This is a genomic window from Manganibacter manganicus (assembly GCF_002075885.1).
In the GTDB taxonomy this organism is placed as follows: Bacteria; Pseudomonadota; Alphaproteobacteria; order Rhizobiales; family Rhizobiaceae; genus Mesorhizobium; species Mesorhizobium manganicum.
Window position 1 is genome coordinate 1 of record NZ_MDET01000018.1, and the last position, 17,133, is coordinate 17,133.

The 17,133-nt window shown below is 59.0% G+C and carries 16 protein-coding genes; 6 read left to right on the plus strand and 10 right to left on the minus strand.

Annotated features, from left to right (window positions below):
- Positions 1-30: 30 nt before the first annotated feature.
- Positions 31-1,178 (minus strand): IS3 family transposase gene (locus BFN67_RS12550; protein WP_139789152.1). Its coding sequence is split into 2 segments (ribosomal slippage): positions 31-929 and positions 929-1,178, totalling 1,149 coding nucleotides; the frame shifts between segments, so codons are not numbered across the junction.
- A gap of 385 nt (positions 1,179-1,563) precedes the next feature.
- On the opposite strand from BFN67_RS12550, the gene BFN67_RS12555 reads away from it, so the two are divergent.
- Positions 1,564-2,439 (plus strand): TIR domain-containing protein, encoded by an 876-nt coding sequence (locus tag BFN67_RS12555; protein ID WP_080919917.1) that lies wholly within the window; start codon positions 1,564-1,566, stop codon positions 2,437-2,439.
- 451 nt (positions 2,440-2,890) lie between these two features.
- On the opposite strand, the gene BFN67_RS12560 is transcribed toward BFN67_RS12555, so the two are convergent.
- From BFN67_RS12560 to BFN67_RS24555, 4 genes are all read right to left on the minus strand, one after another.
- A complete protein-coding gene (locus BFN67_RS12560; RefSeq protein WP_139789161.1) occupies positions 2,891-4,219 on the minus strand; it encodes a hypothetical protein in 1,329 nt (442 codons plus the stop codon).
- Entirely contained in the window at positions 4,216-4,929 is a 714-nt protein-coding gene (locus BFN67_RS24015; protein WP_139789162.1) for a hypothetical protein, read from the minus strand. Before BFN67_RS24015 ends, BFN67_RS12560 begins: the two co-directional genes overlap by 4 nt.
- Positions 4,916-5,632 carry an HNH endonuclease gene (locus BFN67_RS12570; RefSeq protein ID WP_204842171.1) on the minus strand — a complete coding sequence of 239 codons (717 nt, stop codon included), beginning with the start codon at positions 5,630-5,632 and terminating at the stop codon, positions 4,916-4,918. Before BFN67_RS12570 ends, BFN67_RS24015 begins: the two co-directional genes overlap by 14 nt.
- A gap of 398 nt (positions 5,633-6,030) precedes the next feature.
- Positions 6,031-6,201, minus strand: a complete 171-nt coding sequence (locus tag BFN67_RS24555) for a hypothetical protein (protein WP_192856827.1) — start codon at positions 6,199-6,201, stop codon at positions 6,031-6,033.
- A 289-nt stretch (positions 6,202-6,490) separates the two neighbouring features.
- Here BFN67_RS24555 and BFN67_RS12580 point away from each other — a divergent pair, with 289 nt between their 5' ends.
- Positions 6,491-6,688: a hypothetical protein gene (locus tag BFN67_RS12580; RefSeq protein ID WP_080919921.1), complete on the plus strand. Its 198-nt coding sequence runs from the start codon at positions 6,491-6,493 to the stop codon at positions 6,686-6,688.
- Between the two features lie 238 nt (positions 6,689-6,926).
- On the opposite strand, the gene BFN67_RS12585 is transcribed toward BFN67_RS12580, so the two are convergent.
- From BFN67_RS12585 to BFN67_RS12600, 4 genes are all read right to left on the minus strand, one after another.
- A complete protein-coding gene (locus tag BFN67_RS12585; RefSeq protein WP_080919922.1) occupies positions 6,927-7,217 on the minus strand; it encodes a hypothetical protein in 291 nt (96 codons plus the stop codon).
- A 104-nt stretch (positions 7,218-7,321) separates the two neighbouring features.
- On the minus strand, positions 7,322-8,137 hold the full coding sequence (gene proC / locus BFN67_RS12590) for a pyrroline-5-carboxylate reductase (RefSeq protein ID WP_080919923.1): 816 nt from the start codon (positions 8,135-8,137) through the stop codon (positions 7,322-7,324).
- Between the two features lie 57 nt (positions 8,138-8,194).
- The gene (locus BFN67_RS12595; protein WP_080919924.1) at positions 8,195-9,514 is read right to left on the minus strand and encodes an O-antigen ligase family protein; all 1,320 of its coding nucleotides are present in this window, start codon (positions 9,512-9,514) and stop codon (positions 8,195-8,197) included.
- Positions 9,483-10,481, minus strand: a complete 999-nt coding sequence (locus BFN67_RS12600) for a glycosyltransferase family 2 protein (RefSeq protein ID WP_080919925.1) — start codon at positions 10,479-10,481, stop codon at positions 9,483-9,485. The genes BFN67_RS12595 and BFN67_RS12600 overlap by 32 nt, the downstream gene beginning before the upstream one ends.
- Before the next feature lie 172 nt (positions 10,482-10,653).
- Here BFN67_RS12600 and BFN67_RS12605 point away from each other — a divergent pair, with 172 nt between their 5' ends.
- The 3 genes from BFN67_RS12605 to BFN67_RS12615 are packed head-to-tail and all read left to right on the plus strand — an operon-like array spanning position 10,654 to position 13,537.
- Positions 10,654-11,820, plus strand: coding sequence for a glycosyltransferase (locus BFN67_RS12605; RefSeq protein ID WP_080919926.1), 1,167 nt, complete (start codon positions 10,654-10,656; stop codon positions 11,818-11,820).
- Complete coding sequence (locus tag BFN67_RS12610) at positions 11,817-12,620, plus strand: WecB/TagA/CpsF family glycosyltransferase (RefSeq protein ID WP_080919927.1); 804 nt, start codon at positions 11,817-11,819, stop codon at positions 12,618-12,620. The genes BFN67_RS12605 and BFN67_RS12610 overlap by 4 nt, the downstream gene beginning before the upstream one ends.
- Positions 12,617-13,537 carry a DUF6492 family protein gene (locus BFN67_RS12615; protein ID WP_080919928.1) on the plus strand — a complete coding sequence of 307 codons (921 nt, stop codon included), beginning with the start codon at positions 12,617-12,619 and terminating at the stop codon, positions 13,535-13,537. The genes BFN67_RS12610 and BFN67_RS12615 overlap by 4 nt, the downstream gene beginning before the upstream one ends.
- A gap of 6 nt (positions 13,538-13,543) precedes the next feature.
- Here BFN67_RS12615 and BFN67_RS12620 read toward each other — a convergent pair whose 3' ends face one another.
- Entirely contained in the window at positions 13,544-14,842 is a 1,299-nt protein-coding gene (locus BFN67_RS12620; RefSeq protein WP_080919929.1) for a lipopolysaccharide biosynthesis protein, read from the minus strand.
- Between the two features lie 160 nt (positions 14,843-15,002).
- Between BFN67_RS12620 and BFN67_RS12625 the strand changes: the two genes are divergently transcribed.
- On the plus strand, positions 15,003-17,129 hold the full coding sequence (locus BFN67_RS12625) for a GumC family protein (protein WP_080919930.1): 2,127 nt from the start codon (positions 15,003-15,005) through the stop codon (positions 17,127-17,129).
- Positions 17,130-17,133: the final 4 nt, after the last annotated feature.

A 17,133-nucleotide genomic window follows, 5' to 3' on the forward strand; every position in this document is an offset into this window, starting at 1 on the left:
TGGCCTGCTGCCGGTTTTTCGGACACCAGGTTAAGCTAACATAGCTTGCTCCTCGAACTCGACGGGGCTGAGATAGCCCAGTGTCGAGTGCCGTCGCCGAGGGTTGTAGAAGCGTTCGATGTAATCGAACACATCCGCCCTGGCGTCGTCCCTCCTCCTGTAGACCTTGCGGGCCGTCCGCTCTGTCTTGAGCGACGAGAAGAAGCTCTCCATCGCAGCATTGTCCCAGACGTTGCCCGACCGGCTCATCGAACAGGTGATGCCGTGGTCAGCCATCAGGCGCTGGAACTGCTCACTGGTGTATTGCGATCCCTGGTCCGAATGATGAAGCAGGCTATCGGGTTTTCCTCTGCGCCAGATCGCCATGATGAGGGCGTCGGTGACGAGTTGGGCCGTCATCTCCGCCTTCATCGCCCAGCCGACGACGCGCCGGGAGAACAGGTCGACGACGGCGGCAACGTAGAGCCAACCTTCGGCGGTCCAGATGTAGGTGAAGTCGGCGATCCACTTCTGGTTCGGAGCCGATGCCTCGAAGGCGCGGTCGAGGAGGTTGTCCGAGACGGCGGTCCGCTCGCCGGCGTCCTTCGGCAGCCCACGGCGGCGCGGCCGGGCACGCAACCCGTTCTCCCGCATGAGCCTCTCGACGCGATGCAGGCCGCAGGACAGACCCTCGGCCAGGACGTCATGCCAGACACGACGGGCGCCATAGGTGCGGTCACTGCTCTTGAAGCTGCGGTCGATCCGGGAGACGAGTATCTCGTCGTGCCGCGAGCGGACGCTGGGGCTACGGTTGAGCCAGGCATGGAAGCCTGAGCGGGATACATCCAGTGCACTGCACAGCCATGCCACCGGCCAGATGCCCCGGTGCCTCGCGATGAAAGCGAACCTCATATCGCTTCCCTCGCGAAGTAGGCTGCGGCCTTTTTTAGGATGTCGCGCTCCGCCTTCAGTTTGGCGACTTCCTTGCGCAGCCGGTCGATCTCGAGCTGCTCCGGCTTCATCTGGCCATGACCGGGAAAGGCATGCTGCGGATCGGCAGCAAGATCCCTGATCCATTTGCGCAGCACGTTCTCATGGAGATCCAGATCACGGGCGGCCTGCGCAACCGCAACGCCCCGATCCTTCACCAGTCTCACTGCCTCAAGCTTGAACTCGCGGCTGAACTTCCTTCTCTGCATTCCCTCTCTCCAGTTCCGTTAAACACCTTATCTCGGTGTCCACGAAACCGGCAGCAGGCCATAGATTACGTACTGTTTCACGGCCCAAGGCCCCCTGTTGAACGCTTCAAGGGGGGTCTAGCGGCCTATTTATCTAATGTCAACGTAGGTTGTGATTGTTAAATACCGGGCGTAGGGAGTGCCACCCGGTATCGATCTGATGGGAAGGCCATCTGTTGCGTTTGGGAAGGGCTGGGGACTGGGGCGAGGGGGTAAGTCCGCCCGCTGTCACGTATATACTGAGTGTCGAGTGAGCCACCCCTTTGCGGCGATCCGGGATTGAAATTCGATATGCGAGATTGAAGTATGGCGACTCAGATTGGGTCTTGGGTGTAGGGGATTTCATATGGTGAAGAAGGCAACAGGGTTCGTTGGGCCACATCCAGCGTCGCTCACGGTGCAGGAGATGCAACAAGCAATCCCTCGGCTCCGAAAAAGGGTCCAAGAGGTAGAGGCCTTTGAGCCGGATACCGTTCCGGCAGACGATCCCACATCTGCCGTGCGGTCACTCAGGGCGTCAATCGATGAGGCGTTAATTCGGACTTTCGGCAACGACACAGTAGAATACCGCAGGTATCACCGCGCCTCGGCCTTCGATTGGCCTATCAATATGTATAAGTCAACATCTTTAGGCGAGATAAGAATTAGTCTTGCCAAACGAAAGCAAGAGTCACTTGATTTATTAGCGCAAGCAATATCAGTACTTGAGGAACGCATTGAGGAGGCGGGGGCTGCCGTAGTGGTCTCGGCACCATCTAGCCGCAACTTGCCGAGCTTAGACATAAGGCGGGTGTTTGTTGTTCATGGTCATGATTCTGGGCCTAGAGAGGCAGTTGCCCGTCATCTTGAACGTATGGGATTTGAGCCGGTAATCCTGCATGAGCAAGCGAACCTTGGCAAAACGGTCATCGAGAAGTTTGAAACTTATGCTGACGTGGGCTTTGCGGTCATCGTGCTCACGCCGGATGACGTTGGAGGAGCGAAAGATGAAGGTCAGAAGCTACGGGCACGTCAGAATGTCATACTTGAACTAGGCTACTTCATCGGTCGCCTCGGTCGCGAACGGGTATGTGCGCTCAAGGTCGGGGACCTAGAACTACCTTCCGATATTCTGGGCATAGTGTGGACTGAGCTAGACCCCGCAGGCGCATGGAAGGTAGCTTTGGCGAAAGAACTTGTAGCCGTTGGCTATGATGTTGATTGGAACAAGGTGATGACATAACTCTCCCTCCGATACCTTATGGACTCCCCCACGCTCCTCCCTGATACTCATTCATAAGACCCTCTCCCTCACCGGGTGGTAGCTGGAGGGTGAAGGCATGGAGGTGGACATGGCGGGTAACATGGGGATGGGGGGATGCTGGAAGAGATACCGCACGGATGGGATACCTTGCGGGGAGACCTCTTGGGACTTGAAAGATGGTGCTGGGAGTAACCGAGAGGAGAAGAGGGCTATCTCCATCCTTCTACCCCTATACCGGAAGGATAGTCAAAGAGTATCCCGGTATGGTGTTGGTCACATTGAGCATTATACCTCGGTTTCCTGCCTTCATCATGCCACGGCCTCCTGTCCATCCATCCGGTATTAGGCCGACGATGGGAGGGGAGAGGCCATATGCTGAGAGTAACCTTCCCGGCTGCTAACTTAAAGCCTATACAGGGAGGGGCTACTACTAGTCCATAGGCGGGGAGTTATCGTTATTTGGTCTCGCAATCCGCTTTTTTGCGATGGGAAGCGCAACGCCGATAACGCTGATGGAAGCTCGCGCCATGGCCCGCTGTGCCGCTTCTTCACTTGATGCCGGAACCATCAGGCCATCGTGCATGGGAAGCGCCGGAATGCCCTGTGCGAAAAGCTGCCCCAGTGCCGCCAGCAAGATTTCGCTTTCGGTTTTCATCAGCCGTAGGCCCAGCCCCTTGCCGAATAGATTGGCGATGCCGGGATGTCTCTCCTCCAGGGCGGCGCTGAGGCGCTTGGCAGACCACGCATTTCCTACAAGTTCCCTGATGCCTTTGGGGAGTCTGCACATAGGCCCTGAGCGGCAAAGCAAGGCTGAGATGCCCAATTTAGCGGCGGCGCGGGGAAGGCCTTCTATGCCCTCGTATGGGTCGCTATTCGGCAGTGCAAGGCCCGCTTCCCGGTAGGCAAGTTGGACAAACATGCCGGTAAAATCGAGGTCCGTCACGGGTTCGCCATTGACGCTGAGAAGGTGGCGCTCGGTCTTCTCCATCGACATCCAGAAGCCGCCGTATAGCCGCCCGTGCTGATCGAACGTATGCGGTTCGTCGGGGTTATCGATCTGGAAGCGCCGCGTAAGGAATGGCGGCGCGGGGGTCGGCACGGTGCCTAGCTTTATGTCCGCGCCACCAAGCATGGTGTTAACGATTGCCATTTCGGCCTGCATGGTTTCGGTCTCAGCGGTGTCCTCGTAGTCGATGAGGACTTTGGGACGGTCTCTGCCGGTGCTGGCTTTCAGGATAATCGTTTCTGCCCCCTCGGCGCGGCCAAACCAGATTTCCATGTCGGAGACCAGATGGCAAAAATGCAGCGTCGGCTCAATGGTCGTTCGTGCCTGTCGCCGCGCTCCCTTGTGGCGAATAAGGTATCTGGCCGCCTCCATCTCCCTGACCATCTGCATGAATACCTCGCGGGAGACCCCTATGCGATCATAACGGGTGCGCTTGGTGTTTTCGGCGCTGATGGCGAGGCGGGTTCCTTCTGGGTAATGGCGGGCGATTAGGGCGAGACTGGCAACGACGTTCATCACGATGTCCCGGCGTCGTTCCTTCGCGTTGGACCTCTGGCGGCTGGTCTTGGGGCGGATGGTTTCAAGGTTCTTGAGGATGGACATGGCGAGGGACATGAGGTCGGCACTGGCAGGAATTAGCCAAGGGTCGTGGTGAATGTCGCGGCTGGGAGTGGAGGCGTCCTCATGGGCTTCCATTTGGCGGGCCTCTCTATCCCCTACGCTTCCACTGGATGTCTCGATGGATTGCCTCAATGGCTCCTCCTTGTTCCTGCTAGTGCCCTGACCTCCTCGACGGCTTCACTGTCGGCGGCATCGCGGGCTCTCTCCTCGATCATGGCCCCCAAGAGTCGCATGTAGAGTCCTGCCCCTCTGGGTGAACGGTATGCGTACTTCTTGACCATGCAGGGGTATTGCGTACCGCTGACCCCGCGAAGACCTTTTGCCTGCTTTGCTATCTGGACGTGCAGCCAGTCTGGATAGCCCCATGGCCCTAGCTCCGCGTGTGCGGCCTTGATGGTGAGGACGATTTCCAGAAGTTTCTCCCCGGTCTTTCCTGCCTCATGGAGCCTTGCGAGAATGTTTCGCGCCTTGTCCTTCGGTAGCATTGAACGCTGATGATAGAAGTCCTTGGAACGCCCTTGTACGGCCATGAGGGAATCAAGCTGTGCGATGGCTGACCGCACGTAGAAATCCTCTTGATGGAGCCTCAGCCACGCCTTTGCTGCCTGCCGGTATGGTTTCAGTTCCCAAGCCCGGTAACTGCTTCTGGTAGGATGGCCGTGGCGGCGGATACGCTCGATATGCTGGGCGCAATAGACCTCCGAGAAGCCCTTTCCCTTGGATCGCTGTGTGAGACTGGCACATCCAAACGCCGCGCACCTTTCGGCTATCTCTGGAGGAGGCAGCTTGGCGCGGCGCTTAACGTCTCTGGCGGCGGTGATACGGCGGTTACGGGAGGTCATTACGGCCCTCCTCCTCGTCGGTCCACCTCTCTATCCTGTCGCCAAACAAAGGCCGCTCACCCTTGGCCGTGTCTATACCGTGGTTAGGGTGGTAGCCTAATGCAATCTCAGCGGCCTTTCGTGCCCGTATGGCCTCGTCTTCCGTATCGGAGATTCCTAGGTCGCGAGTCCGTCCATCCTCTCTTATCTGCGCTCTCCACTTGCCTGATTTCTTATCGAAATGGACCCCTGTGACGGTGGAGGTACTGCTCTTTCTCCTCCTCCCAAGGTTGCGCATATTCTCATCAGGCGTGACCTCTCTGAGGTTTTTCCAGCGGTTGTCGGCGGGCACGTGGTTGATGTGGTCCACTTGATGCAGCGGCCACTGGCCCGTTTGAATGACCCATGCAAGTACATGCGCAAGGCGGCGGTGCTGCCCGAAGATCGTCACTTGCAAGTAGCCGCTAGAGTTTCGGCTCCCTGCTACGTTTCCCGCGTTCCGCGTGTTCCATCCTCTCTGTTCACCATCGGTCTTAAAGTGGCGTCGGTCTCTCTCTCGCCATGTCAGTGTCCCAGTGTCGGGATCATAGGCGAGGAGTTCGTGAATAGTCTCTGCTGTAAGTCTGCCGTCTGATATCCCTGTGTCCAGTGAGGCAAGTGCATTTTGGGGGGCGTCTTCATCAAGGAGTCCTGATGGTAGTCCAAGTGTATTCGCACTGTTCACGTGCTGGTATCTCCTAACGGTATGGGTTTCGCGCTAACTGGCGCTCATCAGTAGGGAGTGACCTCTCGGTGATCCCTAGACCCCTATTCACGATGTCAACAGAACCCACTCTCCATGGATGATGGTGTCGATACCGTAGAGGGTGATGAGGCCTCCTTAAGTATCCATACCTTTCACCCCCAAGGTCGCCCTTGGTGGATCGTGCTATACCCCACAGTCCCTCCAGAGAATTACCTTACAATGGTTCTTCTAACGGAGTATATATGGTGTTCGTATGTCTATATTTATTTGGATGATGCTTCAGCGCATATCGATAATTTAGTAAATAGTCAAATAGAAAAGCCTCGACGCCTGAAGCCGAGGCCTCAATGATCCGAGATGGATGGAACGGCGGCGTCTTACGCGGCCCGTCGATCCTGATGCCATGCGTCAAGCCACGGCGTTAGGTCTTTTCCATCTCGATAGTCTGACAGGAAGTCGGCCACCTCGAACGGCTCAAGGCGGTCCAGCGCAAAGGTGATGGCCTCGGCGTCAGTGTTCGGGAGGGATGGGGTTTTATCGATGGTCATTTGGTCCGTCTCCATAGGGTTAGCCTTGTTGCGATTGCTACAAGGAACAGCTACAAGACGATTTCCAAGAAGCCCGGAAATCCGGGGTTTTCAGGCGATGCGGCCAGCTTTCAATCCTCTCTGGCAGCACCATTATTTTCCATGCATGATGCTTGTCTGAACTGCTCTTGACAGTGGGCGGAATAGTGAGAAGATATCTTAACTCAGATGTACGTGGGCCCTGCGTGAGCGGGGCAGTTCATCCGGCCTGAGCCTGAACGCAAATGACATCATTTGTGGAGGCTTTGGTATGTCTTTTGTGCAAATGACAAATCTACGCGAGCGTGCCGCGCGCGCCCTGTGCCGCAAGGCAGGGCATGCCGAAGATATCATCTTCGACGGCAAGCCGGCCTGGGCGTGGTTTCTGAGCCATGCGGATGCCGTTTTCGAGGTGATCGGGCTGGCGAGGCCGGGCGATCAGGATTTGCAAGGCGGCGCGGGCATCTGATCGCCAGAGCATTTTGCTGCCAGACGGAATCGCCTGGCGTCGCATAAACGCGGCTAAGTAAATCAAGAAGAAGCAGCGCGAACCACATCCTGTGGACGCCAAAACGGCTGTGAACTGCTGCGTCGAACCGCTCGACCAGGGGAACAATCCCGTTCTTCGCGCTTCTTCTTGCATCACTTTGCCGTTTCAGGCGCCATTTCGACCAGATTAATGGGTCCTGACCCTAGCTGACCTGATCCTAGTTGCAGCGCAGTTTCCTGGCCGTTCCAAGTGCGTCCTGCTTTGCTTGCAAGTGTTCAATCTGGGTCGTGCGTCGGTTTTTCAGCGCCGTAACCGCCTTTGTGCCGCCTGGCACCCAGAATGGGACGTTGACTCGGCTGATTTTGCCGCGTCGCACCGCGGCATCGGATATGGCGATTGCCGTTTCGCCAATTTCGCCATTGAGGTCGGTGCAACTCATCGTGTCGAATTTGATAGGATCGACATTGCCCGACACCCCAAACGATCCGCAACCGGTCAGCAGGATCATTGCCAGAACCCATGAAAATCGTCCGGCGCCGGGCCTCGTCGCTTTCATGGGTATACCGTAACAATCGGCAGCACGGATTGGAATGGCCATTTCCACGCCAGCCGCTATCTGCCGAGTTCGATCGATCTGAGCCGTGCGGCCTCGACGGCCTCCGTGACCAGCCGGGTCAGCCTGTCGTCGCCCATCAGCACGCCAAGGGCTGCGGCCGTCGTGCCGTTCGGGCTTGTCACCTGCTGGCGCAACACGCCCGGCTCCTCGCCGCTTTGCGCGGCCAGCGTGGCTGCCCCGTAAACCGTTTGCATGGCAAGCAGTTTCGCCGTCTGTTCGGGCAAGCCGGCCTGCTGTGCTGCTGCCGTCAAGGCTTCGATAAAATGGAAAATATAGGCCGGGCCGGAGCCGGAAACCGCCGTTACCGCATCCATCAGCTTTTCATCGGCAATCGTCGCCACTTCACCGCTTGCAGAAAGCAGGTCGAGAACCTGCTGTTTCACCGCCTCGCCGACCTGCGGATTGGAGAACACCACCATCATCCCTTTGCCGATTGCCGCTGGCGTGTTGGGCATGCAACGCATGACTGGCGGCCTGCCGCCCAGGCTGTCTTCCAGCGTGGCCACCGATGTCCCGGCCGCAACCGATACGTAGGTGGTGCGGCCATCGGCAAAACGCCTGTAGGCTTCGGCCACGGCGCGGATCACTTGCGGCTTTACCGCCAGCACTATCAATTGAGGGGATGCATTCGCCGGAATGCCCGCGGCATCCGCAACCCCTTGGCATCCAAGCGCTTCGGCCCGCTCGCGCAATTCATCGTTGGGTTCGACGACGAGGACGTGGCCCTTAGCGAGTTTGCCGGCGTCCAGCCAGCCTTTCAGCATTGCATAGCCCATATTGCCGCAGCCGGCGAGAATGAGTCTGATCGTCATGAGGCGTCTCCCAGAACTGCTCTGCCTTAAAGCCTTTCAGCCTGCTGTGAAAGGCCGTTACACGGCGCGGCGCGGCACAAACGAGCGCCGCGAAGCCTGCCGTAGGCCGAACAAACCGAGCACGAAGAACATCCAGACCGGATCGGCCCGCCGGAAGAAAAAACTTTCCAGAAAGCCGTTGAGAGAGGTGAACAGCACCACCATCATGAAGAAATCGCCCAGATAGATGTTTTCCTTGAACGGGAAAATGCGCAGATAATCGCGTGCCGGAGCGATGACGAACGTGTACGTGGCTATGCAGACAGCGGGTATGCCCATCAGCACGGCGATGTCGAGGTACCCATTGTGACCGTGGACGATATTGCGGACATCCCATGCCCGGTCGAAGGGTTGGCCTTGGTTGAGAAGCAGTGGCGTGCCCCAGAAACTCTCATAACCATAGCCGGTCCATGGCCGATCTGCCAACATCTCTCCGGCGAACTGCCAGATGGTCGTGCGCCCGGTATAGGTCAGATGTGGAAAATAGCTGGCGGCCAGATGCTTCATTGGTGGCAGGAACACGATGCCGAGCGTCCCGAGCGCGGTGACAGTAATGGCGGCAACGAAGAGAATGGGTGTGCAGAATCGCAAGCCGATCATTCCCGGCAACATCACCATGAGGATGGAAAAGGGCACCAGCGCCAGCGTCGTCTTGGACCCTGTATGCAGCACGAAGTTCAACGCCAGGACGATTATGACGGCTCCCCAGAACCGCCGGCCTCTGCGAAAAAGATAGAGCCCGGCGAAACTGAAGCAGGCCATCACCGGGCCGGCAATATTCTTGTGCGTGAAGACGCCCCGCCACAGGCCGGCATGTTCGGGTTCCGCCGACTCTGCCGTGTGCATCGCGGCGTTCGGAAATATCACAAGACCGATATAGGACAGGCCGATGACGATTACGGCGGCGAAGATGAGCACCGTCGAAAAGTCGTCGGCATCCTTCGGCAGCGCCAGGACCGTTGCCATCGCTGTCATGGCGATCAGCGTGAAGGAGGCCGTGCGCATGGCCGAGGCGGGGTCGGTTGCCATCATCACGGAAAACATGAAGAAGCCGAGCATCAGCATCCATGACGGGCTGAGCAGGCCACGAAGTACGCGCCCGTCCGTCAATGTTGTCAGCGAAAACAGAGATACGGCTCCCAGAATGCCGAAGCCGGCCTGATTGACGATATCGCCGCTATCACCGGCCAACTGGACGCCGGCAGGATCGAAGGGCCTGAACGACACGAGAATGACGGCAAGAAGCAGGGCGGCAATGGCGGTGGCGATACCCTGGCGCGTGAACGCGGCGCTCAGCGGCGCGCGCTCAGTTCTTTTCAGGCTGGCGGTATTGCTCATTGGCATATCCGAACTCGGACGCCAGGCGTCCGATGGCGACATAGATCGGGTAGGAGGCGATCGCCGGTGATCCGGTGCGCAGCAACCGCAGCAAGGCGCGTACTGGTGATGCCGTCAACAAGGCAAGGCTTTTCAGCAGCACCTTCGTGCGTGCAAAGGGTGTGCCAGCACGCTTCTTCTTCTCTACCAGTGTTGAAAGCGCGCCATTGCGCAGGCTCCGCGCGCGTATCCAGTCGGCTTCCACTCGGCGTGGCGGCACCGTCTCGAAGACCTTCGCCTCCGCGCACCAGCCGAGCCTAAAACCTTTCTGCTTCGCGCGGCTGAGAAAGTCGGAATCGCCGCCACCGGTAAAGTTGAACTTCAGGTCGAGGAACGGCTGTTCCATCGTCATCAGTACCTTGCGGCTTATCAGAAGATTGCCGGATGAATAGAGCGCCTGCACCAGCCCGCTTTGCCGATAGGGCGGCGCAAATACAGGATGTTGGTTCCATCCGGCGTGAACCGGATTGGAGAAGACCGGCACCTGCGGTGCACCGACGATGTCGGCCTGCAGGGTTTCGGCGGCTCGGCACATGGTTTCCAGCCAATCGGGCGCGGCGGTCTCGTCATCGTCGATAACGATGAGATGGCGGAAATTGGGAAATTGCAGGATCGCGGTCTGCCAGCCGGCATTATAGGCGCAGCAATTGCCCCTCTCATGCGCAATGATGACCAGACCGGCAAGATCGCCCCGCTCGAAAAGCGGCAGCGTGGCTTGCGCACCCTCGCGCGTTTCGGCTTCGTTTTCCATGACGATCACGGCGAAGCGCCTTGTCGTCTTTTGCCGGCGCAGCGATTCCAGCGTTTCCAGCACCTGTCGCGGACGCTTGAAGGTGGGCAGCGTCACCACCACTTCGATCGTCTCGGCCTCCAAGTCTGGAGAGCGGCCTGCAATCGATATGGAACCGGATGATGGCAGGGGATTCATCGTGATGCGCCAACTGCTGAAAGTGTGCTCCCATTATCATGACGATGATAACGTTTCGTTAATCACCTTCAGTGGTAAGGCACGGAAATATCTCGATTAATGGCTACTGATGCTGGCGTTTAAGCAAGGCTTCACCCGGCTTTGCTACCGACCCGCTCAGGAACAGGGTGAGATGCGTCTGCTGTTTGCCACTTCGATCGTGCCCGACGGCATGCTTGCCTCCGGCTACGAGATCGCCAATGCGGCGATCATCGATGCGCTGCGCCGCGCCGGCGCCGACGTTACTGTCATCGGCTTCACATGGCCGGACCGATCACCCGCCGATCCAGACAATACGCTGGTTGTGGGTGCGCTTGACGTCCGCACGCAAAATGCCGGATTGCGCACCAAGCTGGTGTGGCTCGCCAAGGCCTTGAAAACCGGCCTGACCTTTGCTTCGGCAAAGTTGCTTGTGGTGCCCGATGAGGCGATACGTGCGAGGATTCGCGATGCGGGGCCGTTCGACGGCTATATTTTGAATTCCGTCCAATTCGTTGCCGCGTTCGAGGCGGTGCTTGCCGACAGGCCGTCGATCTTCGTCGCCCATAATGTCGAATATCGCTCGGCAGAGGAGAATGCAGCGGCCAGTTCGGGCCTCGAGCGCTGGCTGTTTCGTCGCGAGGCACGGCTTTTGAAAATTCTGGAAGCGCGGCTTTGCCGAAAGGCGCATTTCGTCTTCACGCTGGCGCAGGATGACAGGGCGCCGCTCGGCGTTGCCGACGACAGGAAATCCGCAGTGCTACCATTGGTGACGATGCGAACCGTGCCGGCAAAGACCAGCCGCGCCATAGCGTGCGATGCGGCGCTCATCGGCACATGGACATGGCAACCCAACAGGATCGGCCTCGACTGGTTTCTGGAAAAAGTCGTGCCGCATCTGCCAGGCACGTTTCGAGTTCGCATTGCCGGCAATATACCGCAAGGCATGAGTAGTTCGCATCCGGGGGTCGAATTTGTCGGTCGTGTGCCGGATGCCCGCGCCTTTGTGCGCTCCGGTGCCGTCGTGCCGCTGATCAGCACTGCCGGCAGCGGCGTGCAACTGAAAACCATCGAGACCTTTGAACTCGGCCTGCCATCGGTCGCCACCAGCCGTTCATTGCGTGGCATCGGCTATCGGCCGGTCAATTGCGTCGTTACCGACGATCCTGTGGCCTTTGCCAATGGGCTCGCCGCAGCGGCAAAGGCGCCGCGCGACGCCGATGGCGCTGCCTTCCATGCCAGCCAGTTGAAGGCGCTCGACGCAGCGGTTGCGCGTGGCCTTGCCACGCTTACCGCACGCAGGCAGGAGGTCGGCGCATGAATGTTCATGCCAAGCCCATTGCCGGGGCTGACACGGCACGTAAAATTCTGGGCGTCGCCGTCGCCAATATCGAGCGGGCCGAGGCCCTCGATCTGCTCGAACGCCGCATCAAGGAGCGGCGCTTCACCAAACTGGGTTTTCTCAACGCTCATGGTGCCAACCTTGCCACGACCAATCCCGATTTTGCGTCGGCATTGCAGGATTTTCTCATTCTGCCCGACGGGGTTGGCGTCGATATCGCGGCAAAGCTGCTCTATGGCGTACCGTTTCGGGCCAATCTGAACGGCACTGATTTCGTGCCCGCGCTGCTGCGTTTCGCCACGCCTCCAATCACGGTGGGCTTGCTCGGCGCGTCGCGCTGTAACGTCGAGGCGGCGGCGGACAAGCTAAAAATAGTTGCGCCGCAGCATCGGTATCCAGTCATGCATGACGGTTTTTTCTCCCCGGCGGACGAACCCGGCATTCTGCGTCAACTCGCGGAAGTACGACCGGATATCCTGCTGGTGGCGATGGGCATGCCGCGCCAGGAATTGTGGATGGCGCGTCATCTCGATCAGCGCCATTGCACTGTAGCAATTGCGGTTGGCGCACTTTTCGACTTCCTTGCCGGTGCGGTTCCGCGTGCGCCGAAATGGGTGAGGCGCCTACGGCTGGAATGGGTTTTTCGCATGGGCCTGGAGCCGAAGCGGCTTTGGCGGCGTTATGTCTTGGGCAATCCGCTCTTTCTGGCGCGTGTCGCTATCCAAAAGTTGTTCGGTCCAAAAGCGAGTGGGCGGACCAGCGGGAGCGTGCGCGAATGAACAGCCGCGTTGCCTCAGAGCGGTTTGCGGAAAGAGCGCCGTCCGTGCAGCCGCGTTTTGCTATTGTCACCCCCAGTTATAGGCGGGATTTCGAACGCTGCCGCCTGCTTTGCGAGACCATGGACCGCCAGGTCAGCGGTTTCGACCGGCATTATATCCTGGTCGAAAAACGCGATGTCACGCTGTTTCGGCAATTGGCCGGCGCGCGCCGCACCATCATTGACGAGCGCGCGCTGCTGCCCGGCTGGCTACGCCCGTTCGATGATCCGACGAGCCTTTTTCGCCGACGCATCTGGCTGAGCTTGCGGACCAAGCCACTGCGCGGCTGGCATGTTCAGCAATTGCGTCGTATCGCCGTCGCCGGGCACGTGCCGGAAGATATTTTGGTCTATTGCGATTCCGATGTCGCCTTTCTGAAACCGTTCGATTGCGGGATCTTCCAGCGCGACGGCAAGACGCGGCTGTTTCGGCGTGACGATGGTCTGGAGGGGCGGCGCCTTGCCGACCATCATGTCTGGTCCGATAATGCCGCAAAACTGCTCGGCATTACGGAGCGGTCTCGCCTGCGCCACGACTACATCACGACGCTGATCGCCTGGCGGCGCGACACGCAGCTTGCCATGTGTCGTCATATCGAAGACGTCGCCGGCCGCCATTGGGCGGAGGCGATCGGGGCTGAGCGAAAGTTTTCCGAATGCATCATCTACGGCCGCTATGTCGATGAGGTGCTGGGCGGAGCAGATCATTTTCACGGCTCGCAGGACTATTGCCGCGTACAGTGGTGGGATTCCCTGTCGGACGCCGAACTGGAAGCCTTTATCGCTTCCATGGCGCCCGAGCAGGTGGCCATCGGCCTGCAATCGTTCATCAGCAACGATATCGGCCGTGTCCGCCGTCTGATCGAAAGGGTTGCCTGAGCAGGTTCAGATTGCCTTGGCGGGGCGACGCATCGCGGCGTAGGTGAGCAGCGCCGAGGCAAGATAAAGCAGCAGGAAGACGAGATTGAGCGTCAGGACCAGCGTCGGGATATCGCCATCGGCCGCCGAGATCGCCACGGCCAGGAACGTAACCTTCAGGCCGGCAAGGACCGCGAGGTTGAAGGCGCGGATCAAGGTCTGGCCGCGCGCAAACAGTAGTTCCGCTTGATATTCGGTGAGGTTCCGCAGCCCCGGCACGCAGAGCGCCAGCAGAACCAGCGGAGCTGCTTCGCCGACATTGCGGCCGAGCGCATTGGGGAAAAAGTGCAGGATAAGGCCGAGCGTCAGAAGGGCGGCGGTCGAGACCAAAAATATACCGCCTTCGATGCCGATCTTGACCGCAAGGCGCGACAATATTTCGGGTGTCCGCATCATGCGCTGCACCAGCATCATCGAGAATGTGCGGATCGGGATGGCAGTCAGGTCCACCAGCCGCATGACAATGGCGTAAATGCCGGCGAGATGAGCTCCTCCGAGTGAGAGCACCAGCAGTTTGTCCAGTTCCATCTGCAGATAGAACAGCACTTCGGCCCCTGCCACATAGGCGGAATCGGCTAGGCGGCGCCAGTAGAGCGTGGGTTTGAAGCGCAATCTCTGGCGCGGATAGAAGAACCAGAAAGCAACGATCAGTGCGGAGGCGTTGGCCCCGATATAAAACAGCGTCCATGCTTCCAGCGTTTGCAGGCCGGAAAAGGCGAAAAGCACGGCAGCGCCGGCGCGCATCGCCGTTCCCAGGATCGTCAATATCGCTGCACGACCGTAGCGGCCAAGCCCGTTATTGACGATCATCGCCACTTCGCAGGGACGCCACAGCAGCGCCTCGGCTACGACGACGTTGCAATACGCGGCAAGCGCCACCCCCCCGAAAAAGAAGATCAGATAGACGGCATAGGATGCGGCCGCCAGTATCGGCAGAGAAAGGAAAGCCAAAAGCAGAAAGCCGGTTGTGAAGGTGCCGATCAATTTCGGCCTGATGGTGGCGGTTCTGTAGAGCGCCGAGATGAAGCCGAACGCCAGGAGGCGAGAGAGCATGACACCGGCTGCAGAGGCAGTGGCGAACATGCCGAAATCGGATATGGAAAGAACATTGGCCAGTGCCACGAAATAGGCGAGCGAGAATACCAGCCTGCCGCCTGCGCCACTGACCGCGGAAAGATAGTCGCGCAGCAGACCGCGGCGCTCGGCCGTAAGCGTGCCGAGCCGCGAGAGGCCGCCTCTGCGCTGAATGTCTCCAAGCCGTGCCATCGCTCGCCAGCATAGGCGGTAATGCTTAATTCGGCGTTCCGCCCGACACGGATATTCGTGCTGCGCACTCCGAAAATTAATCTTTTGTTTTCCATGGTTGTTTAGCTTGGCTTAACGGACGGGTAAGGTGTTCGGAGCCGCCGGGGAAGAAGTTCCAGCCATGATCGACAGGCAAGATCGCGAGGACCGGCGAGACAGGCACGCTGTGCGCGAAAAAGGGGCGGCCATGCCCATGCGCGAAAACATTCGTTCGCTACCACTGCTTTCAGTCGCGGAGCACATCGATACGACGTGGCGTGAGGACGCCGGTGCGCGACACATTCATATTGAAGCGCTGCGCCGCAGGTCCCCTCGCGAGGATACGGAGGAGGCGCCAAGCAAGGCCGAGTCGGGTTCCGGTCCGTTGGCGTCCCGCGATGCGGATAACGATCCCGGATCCGGCTTTCTGCGGCATTTGCCGCGCTGGGCACGGCTGCGTCGTGCACCGGCGAACGGAAATATCCGTGACGACAAGTCCGGAGGCGAAGCGAAGCCGATTAATTCAATTTCCGAACCACCGGAACCGTCGAGACCGGATGCAGTGGCCACGACGCTCCTGGACCATCAGACCGGTCATGGATCGGCTTACACGGACGATACTGCCGGCCAGTATTGGAAGCCTCTGATCGATCCCATGAAGGTGTTCGGCGGCGTTGGTCGCTCCAAGGCGCTGATCGTGGCGATGGCCTTGCTGGGCGCGGTTCTTGGTGCCGCCATCGCAATTTCGACGCCCAAGAAATATGAGGCGACAACGGAATTGATCGTCGATCCTCGTGACCTGAACCTGACCGATCGCAGTCTCACCGATTCCATTCTCGCTTCAGATGCAACGCTCGCCATCGTCGAGAACCAGATGCGAGTGCTCACGTCCGGCACGGTGTTGAACAAGGTGGTGGATGAACTGCATCTCAATGCAGATCCGGAATTCAATGGCTCGCGCCCAGCTTTCAGCGTGAGAGAGTTTGTGCGGTCTCTGTTGCCCGGGCATGATGACAGTGCCGCCAGTGTCGAGGATCGGCGCCGAGTGATCGCCGTCCGAACTCTTGGGCAGGCAGTGACCGTTCAGCGCAGCGGCAAGACATTCGTCATCAGCATAACGGTGACGACGGAAAATGCCGACAAGTCGGCTCTCATCGCCAACACGATGACGGACGTGTTCCTGCAGACTTACGGTCAGATCCAGTCGAAGAAGGCCGGCCGCGCTACCGATGAACTGACATCTCGACTGGCTGAGTTGCGCAAGGGCGTGGAGACTACGGAACGCAAGGTCGAAGATTTCCGTGCTACCCACGATCTTGTCGATGCGAAGGGGCATCTGATCTCCGACGATCAGCTATTGAAACTCAACGAACAGCTTTCCGTCGCGAGGGCGCACACGATGGAATTGAACGCCAAGGCGGCTTCTGCTCGTTCCGTCGATGTTGATTCGGTTCTCGGCGGCGGCCTGCCTGAAGGCATCAACTCTCCGACGATGCAGGATCTGCGGCTGCAATATGCGACGCTGAAGCAGGAGGCGGATCGCGCGGCGATCAAATACGGCCCGCGTCATCCGGCGCGTCAAATCGTTGATGCCCAGTTGTCTGGCGCGAAGCAACGTATCGCCACCGAGTTACGGCGCATCGTCTCTTCTCTGCAAACGGAATTGAAGCGCGCCGTCCAGATCGAACAGGATCTGGCTTCCCGGCTCGCGCAGCAGAAGGTGCGGAACGGCGACATAAACGACGATCTGGTGACTTTGCGTGAATTGGAGCGCGAAGCGAGCGCCAAGCGCACTGTTTACGAAGCCTTCCTGTTGCGTGCCAAGCAGACCGACGAGCAGAAGGACATAAATACAGCCAATGTCAGCGTCATTTCCAAGGCGTTTCCGCCGCTGGATCCAGAAGGTCCGTCACGTGCGATGATTACCCTGGCCGGCCTGCTGCTAGGCCTGGCCGCCGGTGTCGGTCTGGGTGGTTTGCGCGGCGCTTATGAAAGCCTGCGCGAGACCGCCGACCGTCGCTCGCAGGGTAATGATCGACCGCCTCAGCGGCGCGTCGATGAAAACGACATCACGCCTTCACCGCATGCGATCCGATCCGATGTCGCATTTGAACCCGGACTGGAGCCCGCGCCGACCCGGCGTGAGCCTCATGCGAAGGAGCCTGCCGACGAGGAAATGTCGCTGGAGGAAATTCGTGCCAGCTTGCGCGAATTCCGCCAGGCCGTGCGCGAATTCAGCGAGAACCGATCGGGGCGCGACTATTTCTGACCGG

What these genes read in the sequence shown, in the direction of transcription:
- BFN67_RS12555 (WP_080919917.1), top strand. Translation starts at nt 1,564, where the DNA reads ATGGTGAAGAAGGCAACAGGGTTCGTTGGGCCACATCCAGCGTCGCTC.
- BFN67_RS24015 (WP_139789162.1), bottom strand. Translation starts at nt 4,929, where the DNA reads ATGACCTCCCGTAACCGCCGTATCACCGCCGCCAGAGACGTTAAGCGC.
- BFN67_RS24555 (WP_192856827.1), bottom strand. Translation starts at nt 6,201, where the DNA reads ATGACCATCGATAAAACCCCATCCCTCCCGAACACTGACGCCGAGGCC.
- BFN67_RS12580 (WP_080919921.1), top strand. Translation starts at nt 6,491, where the DNA reads ATGTCTTTTGTGCAAATGACAAATCTACGCGAGCGTGCCGCGCGCGCC.
- BFN67_RS12585 (WP_080919922.1), bottom strand. Translation starts at nt 7,217, where the DNA reads ATGATCCTGCTGACCGGTTGCGGATCGTTTGGGGTGTCGGGCAATGTC.
- proC (WP_080919923.1), bottom strand. Translation starts at nt 8,137, where the DNA reads ATGACGATCAGACTCATTCTCGCCGGCTGCGGCAATATGGGCTATGCA.
- BFN67_RS12595 (WP_080919924.1), bottom strand. Translation starts at nt 9,514, where the DNA reads ATGAGCAATACCGCCAGCCTGAAAAGAACTGAGCGCGCGCCGCTGAGC.
- BFN67_RS12600 (WP_080919925.1), bottom strand. Translation starts at nt 10,481, where the DNA reads ATGAATCCCCTGCCATCATCCGGTTCCATATCGATTGCAGGCCGCTCT.
- BFN67_RS12605 (WP_080919926.1), top strand. Translation starts at nt 10,654, where the DNA reads ATGCGTCTGCTGTTTGCCACTTCGATCGTGCCCGACGGCATGCTTGCC.
- BFN67_RS12610 (WP_080919927.1), top strand. Translation starts at nt 11,817, where the DNA reads ATGAATGTTCATGCCAAGCCCATTGCCGGGGCTGACACGGCACGTAAA.
- BFN67_RS12615 (WP_080919928.1), top strand. Translation starts at nt 12,617, where the DNA reads ATGAACAGCCGCGTTGCCTCAGAGCGGTTTGCGGAAAGAGCGCCGTCC.
- BFN67_RS12620 (WP_080919929.1), bottom strand. Translation starts at nt 14,842, where the DNA reads ATGGCACGGCTTGGAGACATTCAGCGCAGAGGCGGCCTCTCGCGGCTC.
- BFN67_RS12625 (WP_080919930.1), top strand. Translation starts at nt 15,003, where the DNA reads ATGATCGACAGGCAAGATCGCGAGGACCGGCGAGACAGGCACGCTGTG.